Source organism: Pantoea dispersa (assembly GCF_035783935.1).
GTDB lineage: Bacteria > Pseudomonadota > Gammaproteobacteria > Enterobacterales > Enterobacteriaceae > Pantoea > Pantoea dispersa_C.
Genome location: NZ_JALKOV010000012.1, coordinates 25,201 through 42,810, shown reverse-complemented (window position 1 = coordinate 42,810; position 17,610 = coordinate 25,201). Strand labels below are relative to the sequence as shown.

General features: G+C 55.6%; 16 protein-coding genes. 1 reads left to right on the top strand and 15 read right to left on the bottom strand.

What is annotated here, in order from left to right; translation table 11 throughout:
• Positions 1–126 precede the first annotated feature (126 nt).
• Complete coding sequence (gene yieH / locus MXF20_RS19970; RefSeq protein WP_325971034.1) at positions 127–789, top strand: 6-phosphogluconate phosphatase; 663 nt, start codon at positions 127–129, stop codon at positions 787–789.
• Between the two features lie 228 nt (positions 790–1,017).
• On the opposite strand, the gene MXF20_RS19965 is transcribed toward yieH, so the two are convergent.
• The 15 genes from MXF20_RS19965 to atpA all read right to left on the bottom strand — a co-directional run bounded on the left by MXF20_RS19965 (position 1,018) and on the right by atpA (position 17,607).
• Positions 1,018–2,256: an MFS transporter gene (locus MXF20_RS19965; protein WP_325971033.1), complete on the bottom strand. Its 1,239-nt coding sequence runs from the start codon at positions 2,254–2,256 to the stop codon at positions 1,018–1,020.
• Between the two features lie 119 nt (positions 2,257–2,375).
• Positions 2,376–3,110: a phosphate signaling complex protein PhoU gene (phoU, locus tag MXF20_RS19960; protein WP_021506924.1), complete on the bottom strand. Its 735-nt coding sequence runs from the start codon at positions 3,108–3,110 to the stop codon at positions 2,376–2,378.
• A gap of 14 nt (positions 3,111–3,124) precedes the next feature.
• A complete protein-coding gene (gene pstB / locus MXF20_RS19955; RefSeq protein WP_021506925.1) occupies positions 3,125–3,898 on the bottom strand; it encodes a phosphate ABC transporter ATP-binding protein PstB in 774 nt (257 codons plus the stop codon).
• A 44-nt stretch (positions 3,899–3,942) separates the two neighbouring features.
• Positions 3,943–4,830, bottom strand: coding sequence for a phosphate ABC transporter permease PstA (gene pstA, locus MXF20_RS19950; RefSeq protein WP_325971032.1), 888 nt, complete (start codon positions 4,828–4,830; stop codon positions 3,943–3,945).
• Positions 4,827–5,789 (bottom strand): phosphate ABC transporter permease PstC, encoded by a 963-nt coding sequence (gene pstC / locus MXF20_RS19945; protein ID WP_031279603.1) that lies wholly within the window; start codon positions 5,787–5,789, stop codon positions 4,827–4,829. The genes pstA and pstC overlap by 4 nt, the downstream gene beginning before the upstream one ends.
• An 86-nt stretch (positions 5,790–5,875) precedes the next feature.
• Positions 5,876–6,919 (bottom strand): phosphate ABC transporter substrate-binding protein PstS, encoded by a 1,044-nt coding sequence (pstS, locus tag MXF20_RS19940; RefSeq protein ID WP_325971030.1) that lies wholly within the window; start codon positions 6,917–6,919, stop codon positions 5,876–5,878.
• A 291-nt stretch (positions 6,920–7,210) separates the two neighbouring features.
• Positions 7,211–8,143, bottom strand: coding sequence for a hypothetical protein (locus tag MXF20_RS19935; RefSeq protein WP_325971028.1), 933 nt, complete (start codon positions 8,141–8,143; stop codon positions 7,211–7,213).
• 47 nt (positions 8,144–8,190) lie between these two features.
• Entirely contained in the window at positions 8,191–8,604 is a 414-nt protein-coding gene (locus MXF20_RS19930; RefSeq protein ID WP_325971026.1) for a fimbrial protein, read from the bottom strand.
• 110 nt (positions 8,605–8,714) lie between these two features.
• Positions 8,715–9,206, bottom strand: coding sequence for a fimbrial protein (locus MXF20_RS19925; protein ID WP_325971024.1), 492 nt, complete (start codon positions 9,204–9,206; stop codon positions 8,715–8,717).
• 217 nt (positions 9,207–9,423) lie between these two features.
• Positions 9,424–11,253 (bottom strand): glutamine--fructose-6-phosphate transaminase (isomerizing), encoded by a 1,830-nt coding sequence (gene glmS / locus MXF20_RS19920; protein ID WP_325971022.1) that lies wholly within the window; start codon positions 11,251–11,253, stop codon positions 9,424–9,426.
• A gap of 179 nt (positions 11,254–11,432) precedes the next feature.
• Positions 11,433–12,803, bottom strand: a complete 1,371-nt coding sequence (gene glmU / locus MXF20_RS19915; RefSeq protein WP_325971020.1) for a bifunctional UDP-N-acetylglucosamine diphosphorylase/glucosamine-1-phosphate N-acetyltransferase GlmU — start codon at positions 12,801–12,803, stop codon at positions 11,433–11,435.
• A gap of 438 nt (positions 12,804–13,241) precedes the next feature.
• Entirely contained in the window at positions 13,242–13,661 is a 420-nt protein-coding gene (locus MXF20_RS19910; protein WP_084932800.1) for a F0F1 ATP synthase subunit epsilon, read from the bottom strand.
• Between the two features lie 24 nt (positions 13,662–13,685).
• On the bottom strand, positions 13,686–15,083 hold the full coding sequence (gene atpD, locus MXF20_RS19905) for a F0F1 ATP synthase subunit beta (RefSeq protein WP_021508190.1): 1,398 nt from the start codon (positions 15,081–15,083) through the stop codon (positions 13,686–13,688).
• A gap of 63 nt (positions 15,084–15,146) precedes the next feature.
• Positions 15,147–16,013 (bottom strand): F0F1 ATP synthase subunit gamma, encoded by an 867-nt coding sequence (gene atpG / locus MXF20_RS19900; protein ID WP_150361070.1) that lies wholly within the window; start codon positions 16,011–16,013, stop codon positions 15,147–15,149.
• 52 nt (positions 16,014–16,065) lie between these two features.
• Positions 16,066–17,607 carry a F0F1 ATP synthase subunit alpha gene (gene atpA, locus MXF20_RS19895; protein WP_021508188.1) on the bottom strand — a complete coding sequence of 514 codons (1,542 nt, stop codon included), beginning with the start codon at positions 17,605–17,607 and terminating at the stop codon, positions 16,066–16,068.
• Positions 17,608–17,610 lie beyond the last annotated feature (3 nt).

The window sequence follows — 17,610 nt, the reverse complement described above, 5'->3', positions numbered from 1 at the left end:
CGCCGCGTATCCTATAGACTTTGGCGGCGCAAAACACTGATTTTTCGCAACCGGTTGCATGGGGTCGCTTTCTGCGCTCAGTGCGCTAGAGTGACAGCTTATTGTTTACTAAAAGGATGAGGCGCGATGTCAGTTGAATGTATTTTTTTTGATTGCGACGGCACGCTGGTCGACAGCGAAGTGATCTGCACGCAGTCTTACGTCAACACCTTTGCCCGTTACGGTATCGAACTCTCGCTGCAGCAGATGTTCGAGCAGTATAAAGGGGTGAAGCTTTACGACATCATCCGCGACGTGACGGCACAGCATCAGGTAACACTGCCGCTGGCTGAGGTGGAGAGCGCCTACCGCGCGGAAGTCGCGCGCCTGTTCGATCTTGATTTGCAGCCGATTGCCGGCGCCCGCGCGCTGGTGGAGCGCGTGAAGGTGCCGATGTGCGTGGTGTCGAACGGTACGGTGAAGAAGATGGAGCATTCGCTGGGGCTGACTGGCATGCTGCCGTATCTGACCGGGCGGCTGTACAGTGGCTATGACATCAATCACTGGAAGCCGGATCCGGAGCTGATGTATCACGCGGCGGAACAGATGCAGGTGCCGATTGAAAAGTGCATTCTGGTGGATGATTCAGAGGCTGGCGCGCGGGCGGGCATCGCCGCTGGCATTCCGGTGTTTTACTACTGCGCCGATGCGCACAATCCGGTGATTGATCACCCGCTGGTGACGCGTTTTGACGATATGGCGCAGCTGCCAGCGCTGTGGCGTGCGCGTGGCTGGGATTTGGTCAGGTAAGTGCGCGCAGCCCCCTCATCCCAGCCTTCTCCCGCTGGCGGGAGAAGGGGCCGATCGAGCGGGGTTGAACAAAAGTGCCCACCCACCTACCGCACCAGACGGTTCCCTCTCCCGCCAGCGGGAGAAGGGGCCGATCGAGCGGGGGTTGAACAAAAGTGCACACCCACCTACCGCACCAGACGGTTCCCTCTCCCGTTTGCGGGAGAGGGTTAGGGTGAGGGGAAAAAATCACCCAATCGCGCCCAGCGAATCCTCGTTGCCCTGGCTTTTCGGCAGCAGAAACAGCGTGGCGACAATATCCAGCAGGTAAATCAGCGCCAGCAGCGTAATCGCAGCGGTGAACGAAATATGCGTGGCCAGCATGCCGATCACCAGCGGGCCAAAACCGCCGACGCCGCGGCCGAGGTTGAACAGCACGTTCTGCGCGGTGGCGCGCGCCTGCGGTGGGAAGGTGTCGGAAATCAGCGCGCCGTAGCCGCCAATCATGCCGTTAACAAACATCCCCATAATGGCGCCGGTAAACAGCATTACCGTCGGGTCGCGCAGCTGGGCGTAAACCACCACCATCGCCACGGCGCCAAACTGGTACAGCAGGAAAATCTTCCAGCGCGCAAAGCGGTCCGCCAGCACGCCGAACAGCCAGATGCCGAATGTCATGCCCACCACCGTAACGGCGGTCCACAGGCCGGATTTGGTCAGGCTAAAGCCGAAGCTGGAGGAGAGATAGCTTGGCATCCAGATCATCAGGCCGTAATAGCCAAAATTTTGCACCGAGCAAAGAATCAAAATGCCGAGGCTGGCTTTGCTGGTGGCGCGATCGGCAAACAGCAGTTTGATGCGCGCGGAAAAAGAGAGCTGCGGGGCTTGTTCCACATGGCGGGTGAAAGCTTCCGGCTCGCCCATGCTGCGGCGAATCACAAACGACACCAGCGCCGGCAGCAGGCCAACCAGGAACATACCGCGCCAGCCAATCACGCTCAGCAGCGGCGGTGTGATAAAGGCCGCCAGCAATACGCCGAGCTGCCAGCCGATACCGACCCACGCCGAGGCGCGGTTACGCTTCTCCTTCGGCCAGGCTTCGGCAATCAGCGCCATGCCGATGCCAAACTCCCCGCCCAGCCCCATGCCGGCCAGCGTGCGGTAGGCCAGCAGATCCCAGTAGCCCTGCGCCACAGCGCACAGCCCGGTGAACAGCGAGAACATCAGGATGGTGACGGTCAGAATGCGGATGCGGCCGTAGCGATCGCTCAGATGACCAAACACAATGCCGCCGACCACCGCGCCGATCAGCGTCCAGGTTACCAGCGAGCCGGCCTGCGACGCATCCAGCGCCAGCGACACGCTGATCGCCGGCAGCATAAAGCCCAGAATCAGCAGATCAAATCCATCCATGGCATAGCCGCTGACGGCAGCCACCATCGCTTTCGCCGGCGTAACGGCGGTTTTGTTGTTGTTTGCAGAGGACATAAAACAGCACCTGGCAGAAAAATGTGCGCCAAGTATAAAGAGAGCGGCAGGTTGAGAACAGGCAGAAATCAAGCGCACTGCCTGTCAGCCTCAGCGCTAACAGGCAGTCATCACGTCAATCAGGAGGGTTTATTGCTGCCGTCGTCGCCCGACAGCAGTTCATCCAGCTTGTCACCGCCAACGTGACGGAAATCCTGACCTTTCACGAAATAGAAGATAATTTCGCAGATGTTCTGGCAGCGGTCACCGATGCGCTCGATGGCGCGCGCGCAGAACAGCGCGGTGAGCACGCTGGGAATGGTGCGCGGATCTTCCATCATGTAGGTCATCAGCTGGCGCACAATGCCTTCGTACTCTTTATCCACCTTTTTGTCTTCGCGGTAGATCTTGATGGCTTCGTTGAGATCCATGCGCGCAAAGGCGTCCAGCACATCGTGCAGCATCTGCACGGTGTGATGACCGAGCGACTCGAGGCTCACCAGCAGCGGCAGGTGCTGCTGACCGAACTTCTCCAGCGCGGTGCGGCTGATCTTCTCCGCCACGTCGCCGATGCGTTCCAGCTCTGAAATGGTTTTGATGATCGCCATCACCAGACGCAGGTCGCTGGCGGTAGGCTGGCGCTTGGCGATGATGCGCACGCAGGCTTCATCAATCTCCACTTCCATCATGTTGACCTTCTGGTCACCGTCGATCACCCGGCGCGCCAGTTCGCCATCCTGGTTGTGCATCGCAGTGATGGCATCGGTAAGCTGCTGCTCAACCATGCCGCCCATGATCATCACCTGGGTGCGAATGTGCTCCAGCTCCGCATTGAACTGACCGGAGATATGTTTGTTCAGATTTAAATTATCCATGTGCCTCTCCTGAATCAGCCGTAACGACCGGTGATGTAATCTTCTGTCTGCTTCTGCGCCGGCTTGGTAAACAGCGTGTCGGTGTCGCTGAACTCAATCAGCTCGCCCAGATACATAAACGCGGTGTGATCGGAACAGCGCGCCGCCTGCTGCATGTTGTGGGTCACGATGACCACGGTGTAATCCTGCTTCAGCTCGGTGATCAGCTCTTCGATGCGTCCGGTGGAGATCGGGTCCAGTGCCGAACATGGCTCATCCAGCAGCAGCACTTCCGGGCGGATGGCGATGCCGCGCGCGATGCACAGACGCTGCTGCTGACCGCCGGAGAGACTGTAACCGCTCTGGTGCAGCTTGTCTTTGGTTTCATTCCACAGCGCGGCTTTGCTCAGCGCCCACTGCACGCGCTCGTCCATATCGGCCCGCGACAGCTTCTCAAACAGCCGCACGCCAAAGGCGATGTTGTCATAAATCGACATCGGAAACGGCGTCGGCTTCTGGAACACCATGCCGACGCGCGCGCGCAGCAGAGCGATATCCTGATGCGATGCCAGAATGTTGTCGCCATCCAGCAGAATTTCACCCTCAGCACGCTGCTCCGGATAGAGCGAGTACATTTTGTTGAAGGTGCGCAGCAGGGTGGATTTGCCGCAGCCCGACGGACCGATAAACGCCGTCACCTGATTTTTGGCGATGTCCAGATTGATGTTCTTCAGCGCGTGGAACTTACCGTAGTGGAAGTTCAGATTGCGCACCTGAATTTTACCGGCAGAAGGAGTTGCCATACTCATTGCTCATCTCTCATGTGCAGCGCCGCCGAAGCCGCGCCGGAAAATTAGTGTTTGCCTTTGGCGAAAACCACGCGCGCCACGATGTTCAGCAGCAGCACGCACAGCGTAATAATCAGCACACCGGCCCACGCCAGGCTCTGCCATTCGGCAAACGGGCTCATGGCGAATTTGAAGATGGTCACCGGCAGGTTGGCCAGCGGCTGCATCATGTCGGTGCTCCAGAACTGGTTCGACAGCGCGGTGAACAGCAGCGGTGCGGTTTCACCGGCAATGCGCGCAATCGCCAGCAGCACACCGGTGATAATGCCGGAGACCGAGGCTTTCAGCGTAATAGCCGAGATCATCTTCCACTTCGGCGTGCCCAGCGCATAAGCCGCTTCACGCATGCTGTCCGGCACCAGCCGCAGCATGTTCTCGGTGGTGCGGATCACGATGGGAATCTGCAGCAGCGCCAGCGCCACCACACCGGCCCAGCCGGAGAAGTGCTGCATCTGCGCCACCACGATGGTGTACACAAACAGGCCGACCACAATCGATGGCGCGGACAGCAGGATGTCATTGATGAAACGAATCACCTCCGCCAGCCAGTGCTTGCGACCATATTCTGCCAGGTAGATACCCGCCATGATGCCCAGCGGCGTACCGAAGAACGTCGACCAGAAGATCAGCAGGCCGCTGCCCGCGAGGGCGTTCGCCAGGCCACCGCCCGCGGTATTCGGCGGCGGCGTGGATTCGGTAAACAGCGTCCAGCTCAGGCCATCGATCCCTTTGGTAACGGTGGTGAACAGGATCCAGATCAGCCAGAACAGGCCGAAGGCCATGGTCAGCAGCGAGAGCGTCAGGGCAATTTTATTTTTGGTGCTGCGCCACGCCTGCATTTTACGGCGCGAGGCTTCCAGCTCGGCGCGCGCCTGCATTTCAATTGCGGTCATGAACGGGCTCCTTCACTCTTCGCCAGACGCAGAATCATCAGTTTGGAGATCGCCAGGACGATAAAGGTAATCACGAACAGAATCAGGCCCAGCTCCATCAGCGCCGCCACGTGCACGCCGGATTCGGCTTCAGCGAACTCGTTCGCCAGCGCCGAGGTGATGCTGTTGCCGGGCATAAACAGCGATGCGCTGTCCAGCTGGTAGGTGTTACCGATGATAAAGGTGACCGCCATGGTTTCGCCCAGCGCGCGGCCGAGACCCAGCATCACGCCGCCGATCACGCCGTTTTTGGTGAACGGCAGCACGATGCGCCAGATCACTTCCCAGGTGGTACAGCCGATACCGTAGGCCGACTCTTTCATCATCACCGGCGTCTGCTCGAACACATCGCGCATCACCGAGGCGATGTAAGGGATGATCATGATGGCGAGGATCACGCCCGCCGCCAGAATGCCGATGCCGAAGGCCGGACCGGAGAACAGCGCGCCGACGATCGGGATGTTCGCCAGCACGTCGCCTACCGGCGTCTGGAAATACTCCGCAAACAGCGGAGCAAAGATAAACAGGCCCCACATGCCGTACACGATGCTGGGAATGGCCGCCAGCAGCTCAATCGCGGTACCCAGCGGACGGCGCAGCCAGTTTGGCGCCAGCTCGGTCAGAAACAGGGCAATACCAAAACTCACCGGCACCGCGATGATTAAGGCAATCAGTGAGGTTACGAGGGTGCCGTAAATCGGCACCAGCGCACCAAATTCTTCGTTTGGCGCATCCCAGGTTTTGGTCCACAGAAAGGAGAAGCCAAATTTCTGGATGCTCGGCCAGGAGGAGAAAATCAGGGAGACGATAATGCCACCCAGCAGCAGTAACACAATCAGCGCGGAGAGCTTCACCAGCGCGCCGAATATCATGTCGCCTTGCTTGCCCGGTGCTTTAAACGTCGGCTTAGTGGCAGCCATAGAATTCTCGATCTCAGAGGGTAATCAGGGCGGCAACCAGGCCGCCCATCAGGCTGGCCAGCGCGGACGCTGGCCGGGTCATACACTTACTGGTACAGCGCTTTACCGGAACTGTCTTTGATGTTGGCTTTCCAGGCAGCACGAATCTGATTCGCTACGCTCTCTGGCAGCGCGGCGTAATCCAGCGCCGTAGCCGTTTTGCTGCCGCCTTTGTACGCCCAGTCAAAGAACTTCAGCACTTCGCTGCCCTTCTCCGCATTCGCCTGCTCTTTGTAGATCAGGATGAAGGTGGTTGAGGTGATCGGCCATGCATCGTTGCCTTTCTGGAAGGTCAGGTCCTGGGCAAAGGATTTGCTCCAGTCAGCGCCTTTGGCAGCGTTCGCAAAGCTGGCTTCGCTCGGCGCCACTGGCTTGCCGTCGGCATCAACCAGTTTGGTGTAAGTCAGGTTGTTCTGTTTGGCGTAGGCGTACTCTACGTAGCCAATCGAGCCCGGCAGACGCTGTACAAACGCAGCCACGCCGTCGTTACCTTTACCGCCCAGACCGGTTGGCCAGTTAACGGTGTTGCCTTTACCGATTTTGCTGTTCCACGCTTCGTTCACTTTAGACAGGTAGCTGGTGAAGACGAAGGACGTACCAGAGCCATCCGCGCGGCGCACCACGTTGATGTTGGAGTCTGGCAGCTTCACGCCAGGGTTCAGTTTGGTGATCGCCGGATCGTTCCACTTTTTGATGGTGCCGAGATAAATGTCGCCGACCGTTTTACCGTCGAGCGTCAGCTCACCGGATTTGACGCCAGGAATGTTCACCGCCAGCACCACGCCACCGATCACCGTCGGGAACTGGAACAGGCCATTTTTCTGCAGATCTTCCTCTTTCATCGGCGCATCGGACGCACCGAAATCGACAGTTTTGGCGATGATTTGCTTCACGCCGCCTGACGAACCAATACCCTGATAGTTGATTTTGCTACCGGTGGCTTGCTGGTACTCTGCTGCCCACTTGGCATAAACCGGTGCCGGGAACGTCCCGCCTGCGCCTGTCAGGTCGGTGGCTGCAAAAGCAGAAACCGCGCTTACTGCGAAGGTGGCGGCGAGAATTCGGGCTACGGTGCTACGCATCAGTGTCATGTTCCCTCCAGGGGATTAAAAATCAGGCTTTGACGCCGTTTTAGTAAGAGTCAGTGATTGCTGCTGGAGGCAAAATAGGACAGTTTGATGACAGTGAAATGTACGAATTGTGACAGTAATATGACAATCGCCGGCGCGGCGATTGTCATTGCTATAAAGGAAGCGGGTTACTGAATGGTGGCCTGTAACAGGTAAACCTTGTCAAAGGTGCCGGCCTGCGGCGTACCGGTGGTTTAAAGTTGTGATACAAACGCCAGCACATCGCCGATCTATAGGTGAAACATCCCGTGCTTAGTTAATCTCGATACGAACAATAGCCGAACCGTTCATCGTTCCTGGTGCCACGGTTCCACTTGTTTGTAAAGTAGTCGTCAGTTGGAAATTTGCCCCCGCCGGTCCCACTGTTTTACGCGAACCGGTCGCACCTGGCTGACCATCCACACTGAGCGTCCCGAAAAGTCCGGGCATCAGTGTTACAACATTTGTTCCATCTAACGGGACAAGCTTTATCGTCGCACTCACGTTACTGGTGCAGCTTGCCCGGACATTAACAGATGCAGCCCGACCACTGAGAGAGGTAATATCAACTGTCCCAAAATCGATGGTATAAGGCCCTCCAATATCACACGTAATATCTGGCGGCGGAAGAGGAGCACACTCCCAGGTAACGACATTCGCTGGCAACGGCATATCGTTGCCGTCCAGAATCCTGAAACAGAACTTCGCTCCTACAGGAGGCTGCCCGGTCTGATTATTATTCAATTGTGAAAAGTGGGTTCTGTTGCATGCCCTACGAACCTCACCAACAGTTGCATAACCCTGATATGTACAAAATGGAAAACCTGCTGCAACCAATGGTTGAACCACCCCATTCACTACGGATTGCAGAGTCCATGTAGGGAAGCGCCCCTCCTGAGGAACGGCATGACCATCCTCTTCAGGGGTCCAAATCATATCTCCCTCGACTTCGTAGCAGCTTTTACTACAGCCAGCATTAGCCGTGACTTTGGTAATCGATAGATATATTTTTGCATGCGCAGCCGAGATAAAAGATAATTGAGAAATTAACACCAAAGTTATTAAGCCAAGGCTAGCGTTAATAAAATTAGCAAAAAAAATGAATTTCATCTTATCTTTTATCTTTGCTATTCCGTCGCCAGACAATAAAAACAAGGGTGTCGTTACTAAATTTCTCCTGCCCTGAGGAGTTATTCTGGCTGGCATTCATTATCCTTTTCATCTAACTTTCAAAAATTCATCATTAAGCTACTTCAAAGAAACTCAGTAATCAGCGTAGCTCCGGCAGTAAAAGTACCGCCAGATAACTTCACCGATGGATCTTTTACGGGTATCGCAGTTAAAACCGGAAGTGTTGGATAGGTAAAGTCTAACCAGTCATTTAGTTTTAACGTTGTATTAGCAGCCCCCTGGGAGAAACGTATACCCAGTCCATTAACATTTGTAGCCAAAGCTGTACCGTCAAAACTAGCGCCACTGCCAGTAATACGCAGGTGCATGCTGTTGGATGGGTTATCACGACAAACTAATGTCCAGTTAAGTGGCTGACGATAGTGAATCCCATCAATTCGGGTAGTTAATAAATTATCGCCGAAATCCAAATCAATTGGTGTATCGTTGTTAATGATACAGGACGGAGGCCTTACCAAAGTACCACTAAAGTTCACTTGTGCATTCCAGGCCAATGCTAATGGATGACTTACAAGGATTATTAAAAAAGTCAGAGATATATTTATATATCGGGACACAAAGTATACCCTCATTTTTTTAATCAGGATTATTGCTGCTCTATAACCAGGGTGGCCGATGCAGTAAATCCTCCCGTAGTAAGAGTCGCTCCAGTACGCATTACTGGCACCGCGTTTATTGTCGGTTGTGTAGCATAATTAAAATTTTGCCAGGTAGCATTCAGAGCCATACGATCACCATTCCTGTCAGTGAAAGCGATTCCAAGGTTATCAACCGATGTCCCTAATGAAGTGCTGTCAAAAGCAGCACCGGTACCGGTCAACCGAACTTTTAAGGATGGTGATGGTAAGTTGACACATTTCAATGTAAAATTTACTGGCCTCGAATAATTCACTCCGTTAACCTGGTCTATCGCGACATTATCGAATTTTATACTTACAGGATTTCCATCATTAATGCTGCAGTTTGCCGTGGCCTGAACTATACCTGTAATATTTAATATAGTGTTGCTCGCTGCGTTTGCTAAGCATGCAAATAACAAACAAGAAATGAGTAGCCAACTGGCACTATGAGTTTTCATAGTTCATCCGGAAGTTAATAATAGCGACACAAGATAAGGAAGCAGAATGATATTAAACTGGAAAAGGGGGCAGAGACGAAGTCATTCTTTGTGAATTATTATCACTCAGCGATTCACAAGTTATTACTCTTTTAAATTCAATAATTTATTGAAAAAAGGGTTAGCGCCAATTCACATTTGCACCAACCCTTTTTAATGACAAAAACAACGTTATTAATTACTCAACCGTCACCGATTTCGCCAGGTTACGCGGCTGGTCGACGTCAGTGCCTTTGATCAGCGCCACGTGGTAGGAGAGCAACTGCAGCGGCACGGTGTAGAAGATTGGGGCAATTACCTCTTCGACGTGCGGCAGCGGGATGATTTTCATGCCTTCGCTGTCGCTGAAACCGGCATCCTGATCGGCAAACACGTACAGCAGACCGCCGCGCGCGCGCACCTCTTCAATGTTGGATTTCAGCTTCTCCAGCAGCTCGTTGTTTGGCGCCACCACAATCACCGGCATATCGGCATCAATCAGTGCCAGCGGGCCGTGCTTCAGCTCGCCTGCCGCATAGGCTTCGGCGTGGATATAGGAGATCTCTTTCAGCTTCAGCGCCCCTTCCATGGCAATCGGATACTGATCGCCACGGCCGAGGAACAGCGCGTGATGCTTGTCGGAGAAGCCTTCGGCAAGGTTCTCGATCACTTTATCCTGCGCCAGCATCTGTTCAATGCGGCTCGGCAGTGCCTGCAGCGCATGGACGATCTCGTGCTCGGTGTCAGCGCGCATGCCGTGCAGACGCCCCAGCTTCGCCACCAGCATCAGCAGTACCGTGAGCTGAGTGGTGAACGCTTTGGTCGAGGCCACACCGATTTCGGTGCCGGCTTTGGTCATCAGCGCCAGATCCGACTCACGCACCAGCGACGAACCGGCCACGTTGCAGATCGCCAGTGAACCGAGATAGCCCAGCTCTTTGGACAAGCGCAGCGCTGCCAGCGTATCGGCAGTTTCACCGGATTGCGACAGGGTGATCAGCAGGCTGTTTTTACGCACCGCCGATTTGCGATAGCGGAATTCCGAGGCGATTTCCACGTCACACGGGATGTTGGCCAGCGACTCAAACCAGTAACGCGACACCATGCCGGAGTTATAGGAGGTGCCGCAGGCGATGATCTGGATGTGTTCCACCTGGCTCAGCAGCGTTTCCGCGTTAGCGCCCAGCTCGCTGAGATCAACAATGCCGTCATGGAAGCGGCCGGCCAGCGTGTTTTTGATGGCGTTCGGCTGTTCGTAGATCTCTTTCTGCATGTAATGGCGGTAGACGCCTTTATCGCCGGCATCGTACTGCGCATTGGACTCGATCTCCGCGCGCTGCGCCTGCTTCCCGTCGCGATCGATAATCGTCACTTCGCGGCGGGTAATTTCGGCAATATCCCCCTCTTCGAGGTAGATAAAGCGGCGGGTCACCGGCAGCAGCGCCAGCTGATCGGAAGCGATAAAGTTTTCGCCCACGCCGCGGCCAATCACCAGCGGGCTGCCGGAACGGGCAGCCACCAGCACCGACGGATCGCGGCTGTCCATGATCACCATGCCATACGCCCCGCGCAGCTGCGGAATCACCCGCAGTACCACTTCACGCAGCGTACCGCCCTGTTTCTGCTCCCAGTGCACCAGATGCGCCACCACCTCGGTGTCGGTTTCGGAGGCAAAGCGGTAACCGCGTGCGATCATCTGCTCACGCAGCGGTTCGTGGTTCTCAATGATACCGTTGTGCACAATGATAATGTGCTCTGAGACGTGCGGGTGCGCATTGGCCTCCGACGGCTCACCGTGCGTCGCCCAGCGGGTGTGCGCGATGCCGGTTCCGCCAATCAGCGGCTGCTGCTCCGCCGCTTCCGCCAGATTGGCCACTTTACCCAGACGACGCAACCGCGTCATGTGGCCCTGGCGATCCACTACCGCCAGACCGGCAGAGTCATAACCGCGATACTCAAGACGACGCAGCCCTTCCAGCAGAATTTCTGCGATGTCACGCTGCGCTACTGCACCAACAATTCCACACATAGTAATTTCCTGACGTCATGGCTTTCGGCCATTGCGTTGTCATCTGACCTGATTGTTCCCCGAGCCTTGTAGAGAGTGGGGAGATCCCTTCATATTCCGGGTTGCAGGTGCGTTAGCTGCCTGAAGCCCGCATTATTTCGGGTTTTTAATACCGGGCCGATCTTTGCCGGCCCTGACATTTATTTTTTCTTAACCGGACGCTGCCAGCCAGACTTCTGATTTTGCTCTTTGCGGTTATAGACCAGATCGGCAGCGGTAACGTCTTTCATCACCGTGGTACCGGCGGCGATGGTCGCGCCTGCAGCCACGCTGACCGGAGCCACCAGCTGGGTGTCCGAGCCGACAAACACGTTGTCGCCGATGATGGTTTTGAACTTGTTGGCACCGTCATAGTTGCAGGTGATGGTGCCGGCACCGATATTCACGCCCGCGCCAATCTCCGCATCCCCGAGATACGACAGGTGGCCGGCCTTCGAGCCTTTGCCCAGCGTCGCTTTCTTCATCTCAACGAAGTTACCGACGTGCGCCTGTTCAGCCAGTTCGCTGCCCGGACGCAGGCGCGCAAACGGCCCGACGGTGCAGGCGGCAGCCAGCGTGGCATCTTCAATCACCGAATAAGGGCTGATTTCGCAGTCATCGGCAATCACGCTGTTTTTGATGATGCAGCCAGCGCCGATTTTCACCCGATGGCCCAGCGTGACGTTGCCTTCAATGATCACGTTGGTATCGATATCGACATCACGACCGTGCTGCAGCGTACCGCGCAGGTCGAAGCGCGCCGGATCGCGCAGCATGACGCCAGCCAGCAGCAGCTTATCCGCCTGCTCGCGTTGATAAGTGCGCTCCAGCGTGGCCAGCTGCAGACGATTGTTTACGCCGTCGGTTTCGCTGATGCGCGCCGGGTGCACCGCATTAATCACGCGGCCTTCCTGATGCGCCATGGCGATGATATCGGTGATGTAGAATTCGCCCTGCGCATTGTGGTTGTTGAGCTGCGCCAGCCAGCGCTTCAGGTCGGCACCGTTAGCAATCAGGATGCCGGTGTTAATTTCCTGAATCTTCAGCTGTTCGGCAGACGCATCCTTTTGCTCCACGATGCCGGTGATGGTGCCATTTTCACGCACGATACGCCCGTAGCCGGTGGGATTATCCAGCACCACGGTGAGCAGCCCGATGCCGCCTGCGGGTTTGGCGTCGCGCAGACGCTGCAGGGTTTCCTGGGCGATCAGCGGGACATCGCCGTACAGCATCAGGATATCTTCGTCATCGGCGAAGAACGGTGCCGCCTGCTGCATGGCATGGCCGGTGCCGAGCTGTTCCGCCTGCAACACCCAGTTCAGCGGGTTATGCGCCAGTTTCTCCTGCAGCAATTCACCGCCGTGACCGTAGACCAGATGCACCTGCTGTGCGCCGAGGCCGGTAGCGGCATCAATGACGTGTTGCACCATCGGTTTTCCTGCCAGGCTGTGTAAGACCTTGGGCAGATCGGAATACATGCGGGTGCCTTTGCCAGCGGCAAGGATCACCACGCTCATTGCGCTTGTCGACATAACTATCCTGACTCAATTTAGCTTTCGAAAGTGTAAGGTTTACCCCTGAGATTACTACATTTTTCTCCGTGCGAAATTAGCAGGAGAGGATGAGCGGTAGCGAGTGGTCAGCACGGGTCGTCGGGGAGGGCATGAGGTAAGGGCGTTGTGCCATTTCCGGTCGCCATAAATGGCGCCCCTACAGGGTTAATTGTGCGGTTTTGGACAGGTGCGTATTCATCCGCACTGACATTTGGTCGCCATAAATGGCGCCCCTACGGGGTAATTGCGCGGTTTTGGACAGGTGCGTATTTATGCGCACCGACATTTGGTCGCCATAGATGGCGTTCATACAGGGCACTAGCATAGCTATTCGTAGGGTGCGCATTTATGCGCACCGGCAGCAGGCAAAAAAAATGCCAGCCCGGAGGCTGGCATTTCGTGACGCATAAAGCCTGATTACATCGCTTTTTTGGTCAGCTCGATGACGCGCAGTTTTGCGATAGCTTTCGCCAGCTCCGCAGAAGCCTGAGCATAGTCCACGTCGCCGTGGCTGCTGTTCATGTGCTCTTCTGCTTTACGTTTCGCTTCCAGCGCGCGCGCTTCGTCGAGGTCTTCACCGCGAATTGCAGTGTCGGCCAGAACGGTCGTGCTGCCCGGCTGTACTTCCAGCACGCCGCCAGAGAGGTAGATATACTCCTCTTCGCCGTGCTGTTTAACGATGCGAATCATACCAGGCTTGATGGCAGTCAGCAGCGGGGCGTGGCCCGGGTGAATACCCAGCTCACCTTCGCTACCTGACACCTGGATACGCTGCACCAGACCGGAGAACATTTGCTGCTCCGCGCTGACCACGTCCAGATGATAAGTCATAGCCATACCACTCCTCCCGGGAAACCGTTATTACAGTTTCTTCGCTTTTTCGACAGCTTCTTCGATCGCGCCGACCATGTAAAACGCCTGCTCTGGCAGGTGGTCGAATTCGCCTTCCATGATGCCTTTGAAGCCACGGATGGTGTCTTTCAGCGTCACGTATTTACCCGGAGAACCGGTGAAGACTTCTGCTACGAAGAACGGCTGAGACAGGAAGCGCTGAATCTTACGCGCACGTGCCACCAGCAGTTTGTCTTCTTCAGACAGCTCGTCCATACCGAGGATGGCGATGATGTCTTTCAGCTCCTGGTAACGCTGCAGCAGTGACTGCACGCCACGCGCGACGTCGTAGTGCTCCTGACCGACGATCAGCGGATCCAGCTGACGGCTGGTAGAATCCAGCGGGTCAACGGCCGGGTAAATACCCAGGGACGCGATCTGACGGCTCAGGGTAACGGTTGAGTCTAAGTGAGCAAAGGTGGTTGCTGGTGACGGGTCAGTCAGGTCATCCGCAGGAACGTAAACGGCCTGTACGGAAGTGATTGAACCGGTCTTGGTGGAGGTAATACGCTCCTGCAGCACACCCATCTCTTCAGCCAGCGTTGGCTGATAACCTACCGCCGATGGCATACGACCCAGCAGTGCAGAAACTTCTGTACCGGCCAGGGTGTAACGGTAGATGTTGTCGATGAACAGCAGAACGTCGCGGCCTTCATCACGGAATTTTTCCGCCATGGTCAGACCGGTCAGTGCCACGCGCAGACGGTTACCCGGCGGCTCGTTCATCTGGCCATACACCAGCGCTACTTTATCGATAACGTTGGAATCCGTCATTTCGTGGTAGAAGTCGTTACCCTCACGAGTACGCTCACCCACGCCGGCAAAGACCGAATAACCTGAGTGCTCAGCCGCGATGTTACGGATCAGCTCCATCATGTTTACGGTTTTACCTACACCCGCACCACCGAACAGACCGACTTTACCGCCCTTCGCGAACGGACACATCAGGTCGATAACCTTGATGCCGGTTTCCAGCAGTTCCTGCGAGTTTGACTGATCTTCATAAGAAGGCGCGGCGCGGTGAATAGAGGAAACCTCTACAGCGCTGCCGTCTTCTTCTTTCAGGTCGCCTTTCATGTCGATTGGCTCACCCAGCACGTTCATGATACGGCCGAGTGTTGCTTTACCAACCGGAACCTGGATAGGTTTTTTCAGGTCGGTGACTTCCAGACCGCGCTTCAGGCCGTCAGAAGAACCCATGGCGATGGTACGCACCACGCCACCGCCCAGCTGCTGCTGAACTTCCAGCACCAGACGAGCATCACCATTTTTTACCTCGAGAGCGCTGTATACCTGCGGTACCGCGTCCTGAGGGAATTCGACGTCAACTACGGCGCCGATAATCTGGACAATCTTTCCAGCTGCCATCTTGAATCCTCTACCTAATACGAGAATATCCGGCCGCGCTCGCGCGACGGGATATATGCCTGGTTAAACCGCGGAGGCTCCCGAGACGATCTCGGTAAGTTCCTGAGTGATGCTGGCCTGACGAGCTTTGTTGTACACTAACTGCAGCTCTTTGATCAGGTTTCCGCCGTTATCGGTTGCCGCTTTCATGGCCACCATACGTGCAGCCTGCTCACTGGCCAGGTTTTCCACCACACCCTGATAAACCTGCGATTCGACATAACGACGCAGCAGGGTATCCAGCAGCGCTTTCGGATCGGGTTCGTACAGGTAATCCCAGGTCTTCGCCTTCATCTCTTCTTCACCTTCCGCTGGCGGTAACGGCAGCAGTTGGGTAATGGTCGGAGTCTGAGACATGGTGTTATTAAATTTATTGCTGACGATAAACAGCTTGTCGATGCGGCCTTCATCATAAGCCTGCAACATCACTTTTACCGGGCCGATCAGGTCGGACAGCGCAGGCTTATCGCCCATGCCGGTAACCTGAGCCACGACGTTGCCACCTACAGAGCCGAAGAAAGAAACGCCTTTGGAACCGATAATGGCCAGATCGCTCTGTACGCCTTTATCAGACCAGCCTTTCATTTCTGCCAGCAATTTTTTGAACAGGTTAACGTTCAAACCACCACAAAGCCCGCGGTCAGTCGAAACGACCAGGTAGCCGACGCGCTTAACGTCGCGCTCATCCAGGTAAGGGTGCTTGTATTCCAGATTACCCAGAGCAAGGTGACCAATCACTTTGCGCATGGTATCTGCATACGGACGGCTGGCCGCCATGCGTTCCTGCGTTTTACGCATTTTGGAGGCGGCGACCATTTCCATCGCTTTGGTGATCTTCTGCGTATTTTTAACGCTTCCGATCTTGGTACGTATTTCTTTTGCGCCGGCCATTAGCTTCTCCTCAAAGCCTTGCGGCCTGCCTTTTCAGACAAGCCGCCAGACATTACCAGGACTGGGTTGCTTTAAACGTTTCGAGGAGGCCTTTCAGCTTCTCTTCGATTTCGTTGTTGTAGTTACCCGCCTGGTTGATTTCAGCCATCAGCTCCGCGTGTTCGCGATCGGCGAACGCCAGCAGAGCGGCTTCGAAGCTGCCGATTTTCGCCAGTTCAACGTCGTTCAGGAAGCCGCGCTCGGCAGCGAACAGTACCAGACCCTGTTGTGCAACAGACATCGGTGCATACTGTTTCTGCTTCAGCAGCTCGGTCACTTTCTGACCGTGGCTCAGCTGTTTGCGCGTTGCATCGTCCAGATCGGAAGCGAACTGAGAGAACGCTGCCAGTTCACGATACTGTGCCAGCGCGGTACGGATACCACCGGACAGTTTCTTGATGATCTTGGTCTGTGCAGCACCACCAACACGGGATACCGAAATACCCGGGTTAACGGCTGGACGGATACCGGAGTTGAACAGGTTCGATTCCAGGAAGATCTGACCATCGGTAATCGAGATTACGTTGGTCGGAACGAACGCAGAAACGTCACCCGCCTGAGTTTCGATGATCGGCAGCGCGGTCAGAGAACCGGTCTGGCCTTTCACTTCACCGTTGGTGAAACGCTCAACGTAGTCAGCGCTTACGCGTGATGCACGCTCCAGCAGACGAGAGTGGAGATAGAACACGTCGCCTGGGAATGCTTCACGACCTGGCGGACGGCGCAGCAGCAGAGAAATCTGACGGTAAGCAACAGCCTGCTTAGACAGGTCATCATACACGATCAGCGCATCTTCACCGCGGTCACGGAAGTATTCACCCATCGCGCAACCGGCATACGGTGCCAGGTACTGCAGCGCAGCGGATTCAGAAGCGGAAGCGACAACCACGATGGTGTTAGACAGCGCACCGTGCTCTTCCAGCTTACGTACCACGTTAGAGATGGTAGACGCTTTCTGACCGATCGCGACGTAGACACATTTGATGCCTGAATCGCGCTGGTTGATGATGGCGTCGATGGCCATCGCAGTTTTACCGGTCTGACGGTCACCGATGATCAGCTCACGCTGGCCACGGCCGATTGGAATCATCGCATCGACAGATTTGTAACCGGTCTGAACAGGCTGGTCGACTGACTGACGGTCGATAACGCCTGGCGCAATCACTTCAACCGGTGAGAAGCCATCGTTGTCGATAGCGCCTTTACCGTCGATAGGTGCACCCAGGGTGTTAACCACGCGGCCCAGCAGGCCACGGCCAACCGGCACTTCCAGGATACGGCCAGTACACTTCACCTTCATACCTTCAGCGAGGTCAGCGTACGGACCCATCACCACTGCACCTACAGAGTCACGCTCGAGGTTCAGGGCGATAGCGTAACGGTTGCCCGGCAGGGCAATCATCTCACCCTGCATCACATCGGCCAGGCCGTGTACGCGGATGATACCGTCACTTACAGAAACAATAGTACCTTCGTTGTGAGCTTCACTCACGACATTGAACTGAGCAATGCGCTGCTTGATCAGTTCGCTGATTTCGGTGGAATTCAGTTGCATATG

Excerpts from the sequence above, each read along its gene's own strand:
- MXF20_RS19910 (WP_084932800.1), bottom strand. The coding sequence starts at position 13,661 with ATGGCTATGACTTATCATCTGGACGTGGTCAGCGCGGAGCAGCAAATG.
- pstS (WP_325971030.1), bottom strand. The coding sequence starts at position 6,919 with ATGACACTGATGCGTAGCACCGTAGCCCGAATTCTCGCCGCCACCTTC.
- yieH (WP_325971034.1), top strand. The coding sequence starts at position 127 with ATGTCAGTTGAATGTATTTTTTTTGATTGCGACGGCACGCTGGTCGAC.
- MXF20_RS19935 (WP_325971028.1), bottom strand. The coding sequence starts at position 8,143 with ATGCCAGCCAGAATAACTCCTCAGGGCAGGAGAAATTTAGTAACGACA.
- pstA (WP_325971032.1), bottom strand. The coding sequence starts at position 4,830 with ATGACCGCAATTGAAATGCAGGCGCGCGCCGAGCTGGAAGCCTCGCGC.
- pstB (WP_021506925.1), bottom strand. The coding sequence starts at position 3,898 with ATGAGTATGGCAACTCCTTCTGCCGGTAAAATTCAGGTGCGCAATCTG.
- glmU (WP_325971020.1), bottom strand. The coding sequence starts at position 12,803 with ATGTCGACAAGCGCAATGAGCGTGGTGATCCTTGCCGCTGGCAAAGGC.
- MXF20_RS19965 (WP_325971033.1), bottom strand. The coding sequence starts at position 2,256 with ATGTCCTCTGCAAACAACAACAAAACCGCCGTTACGCCGGCGAAAGCG.
- atpA (WP_021508188.1), bottom strand. The coding sequence starts at position 17,607 with ATGCAACTGAATTCCACCGAAATCAGCGAACTGATCAAGCAGCGCATT.
- pstC (WP_031279603.1), bottom strand. The coding sequence starts at position 5,789 with ATGGCTGCCACTAAGCCGACGTTTAAAGCACCGGGCAAGCAAGGCGAC.
- atpG (WP_150361070.1), bottom strand. The coding sequence starts at position 16,013 with ATGGCCGGCGCAAAAGAAATACGTACCAAGATCGGAAGCGTTAAAAAT.
- glmS (WP_325971022.1), bottom strand. The coding sequence starts at position 11,253 with ATGTGTGGAATTGTTGGTGCAGTAGCGCAGCGTGACATCGCAGAAATT.
- atpD (WP_021508190.1), bottom strand. The coding sequence starts at position 15,083 with ATGGCAGCTGGAAAGATTGTCCAGATTATCGGCGCCGTAGTTGACGTC.
- phoU (WP_021506924.1), bottom strand. The coding sequence starts at position 3,110 with ATGGATAATTTAAATCTGAACAAACATATCTCCGGTCAGTTCAATGCG.
- MXF20_RS19925 (WP_325971024.1), bottom strand. The coding sequence starts at position 9,206 with ATGAAAACTCATAGTGCCAGTTGGCTACTCATTTCTTGTTTGTTATTT.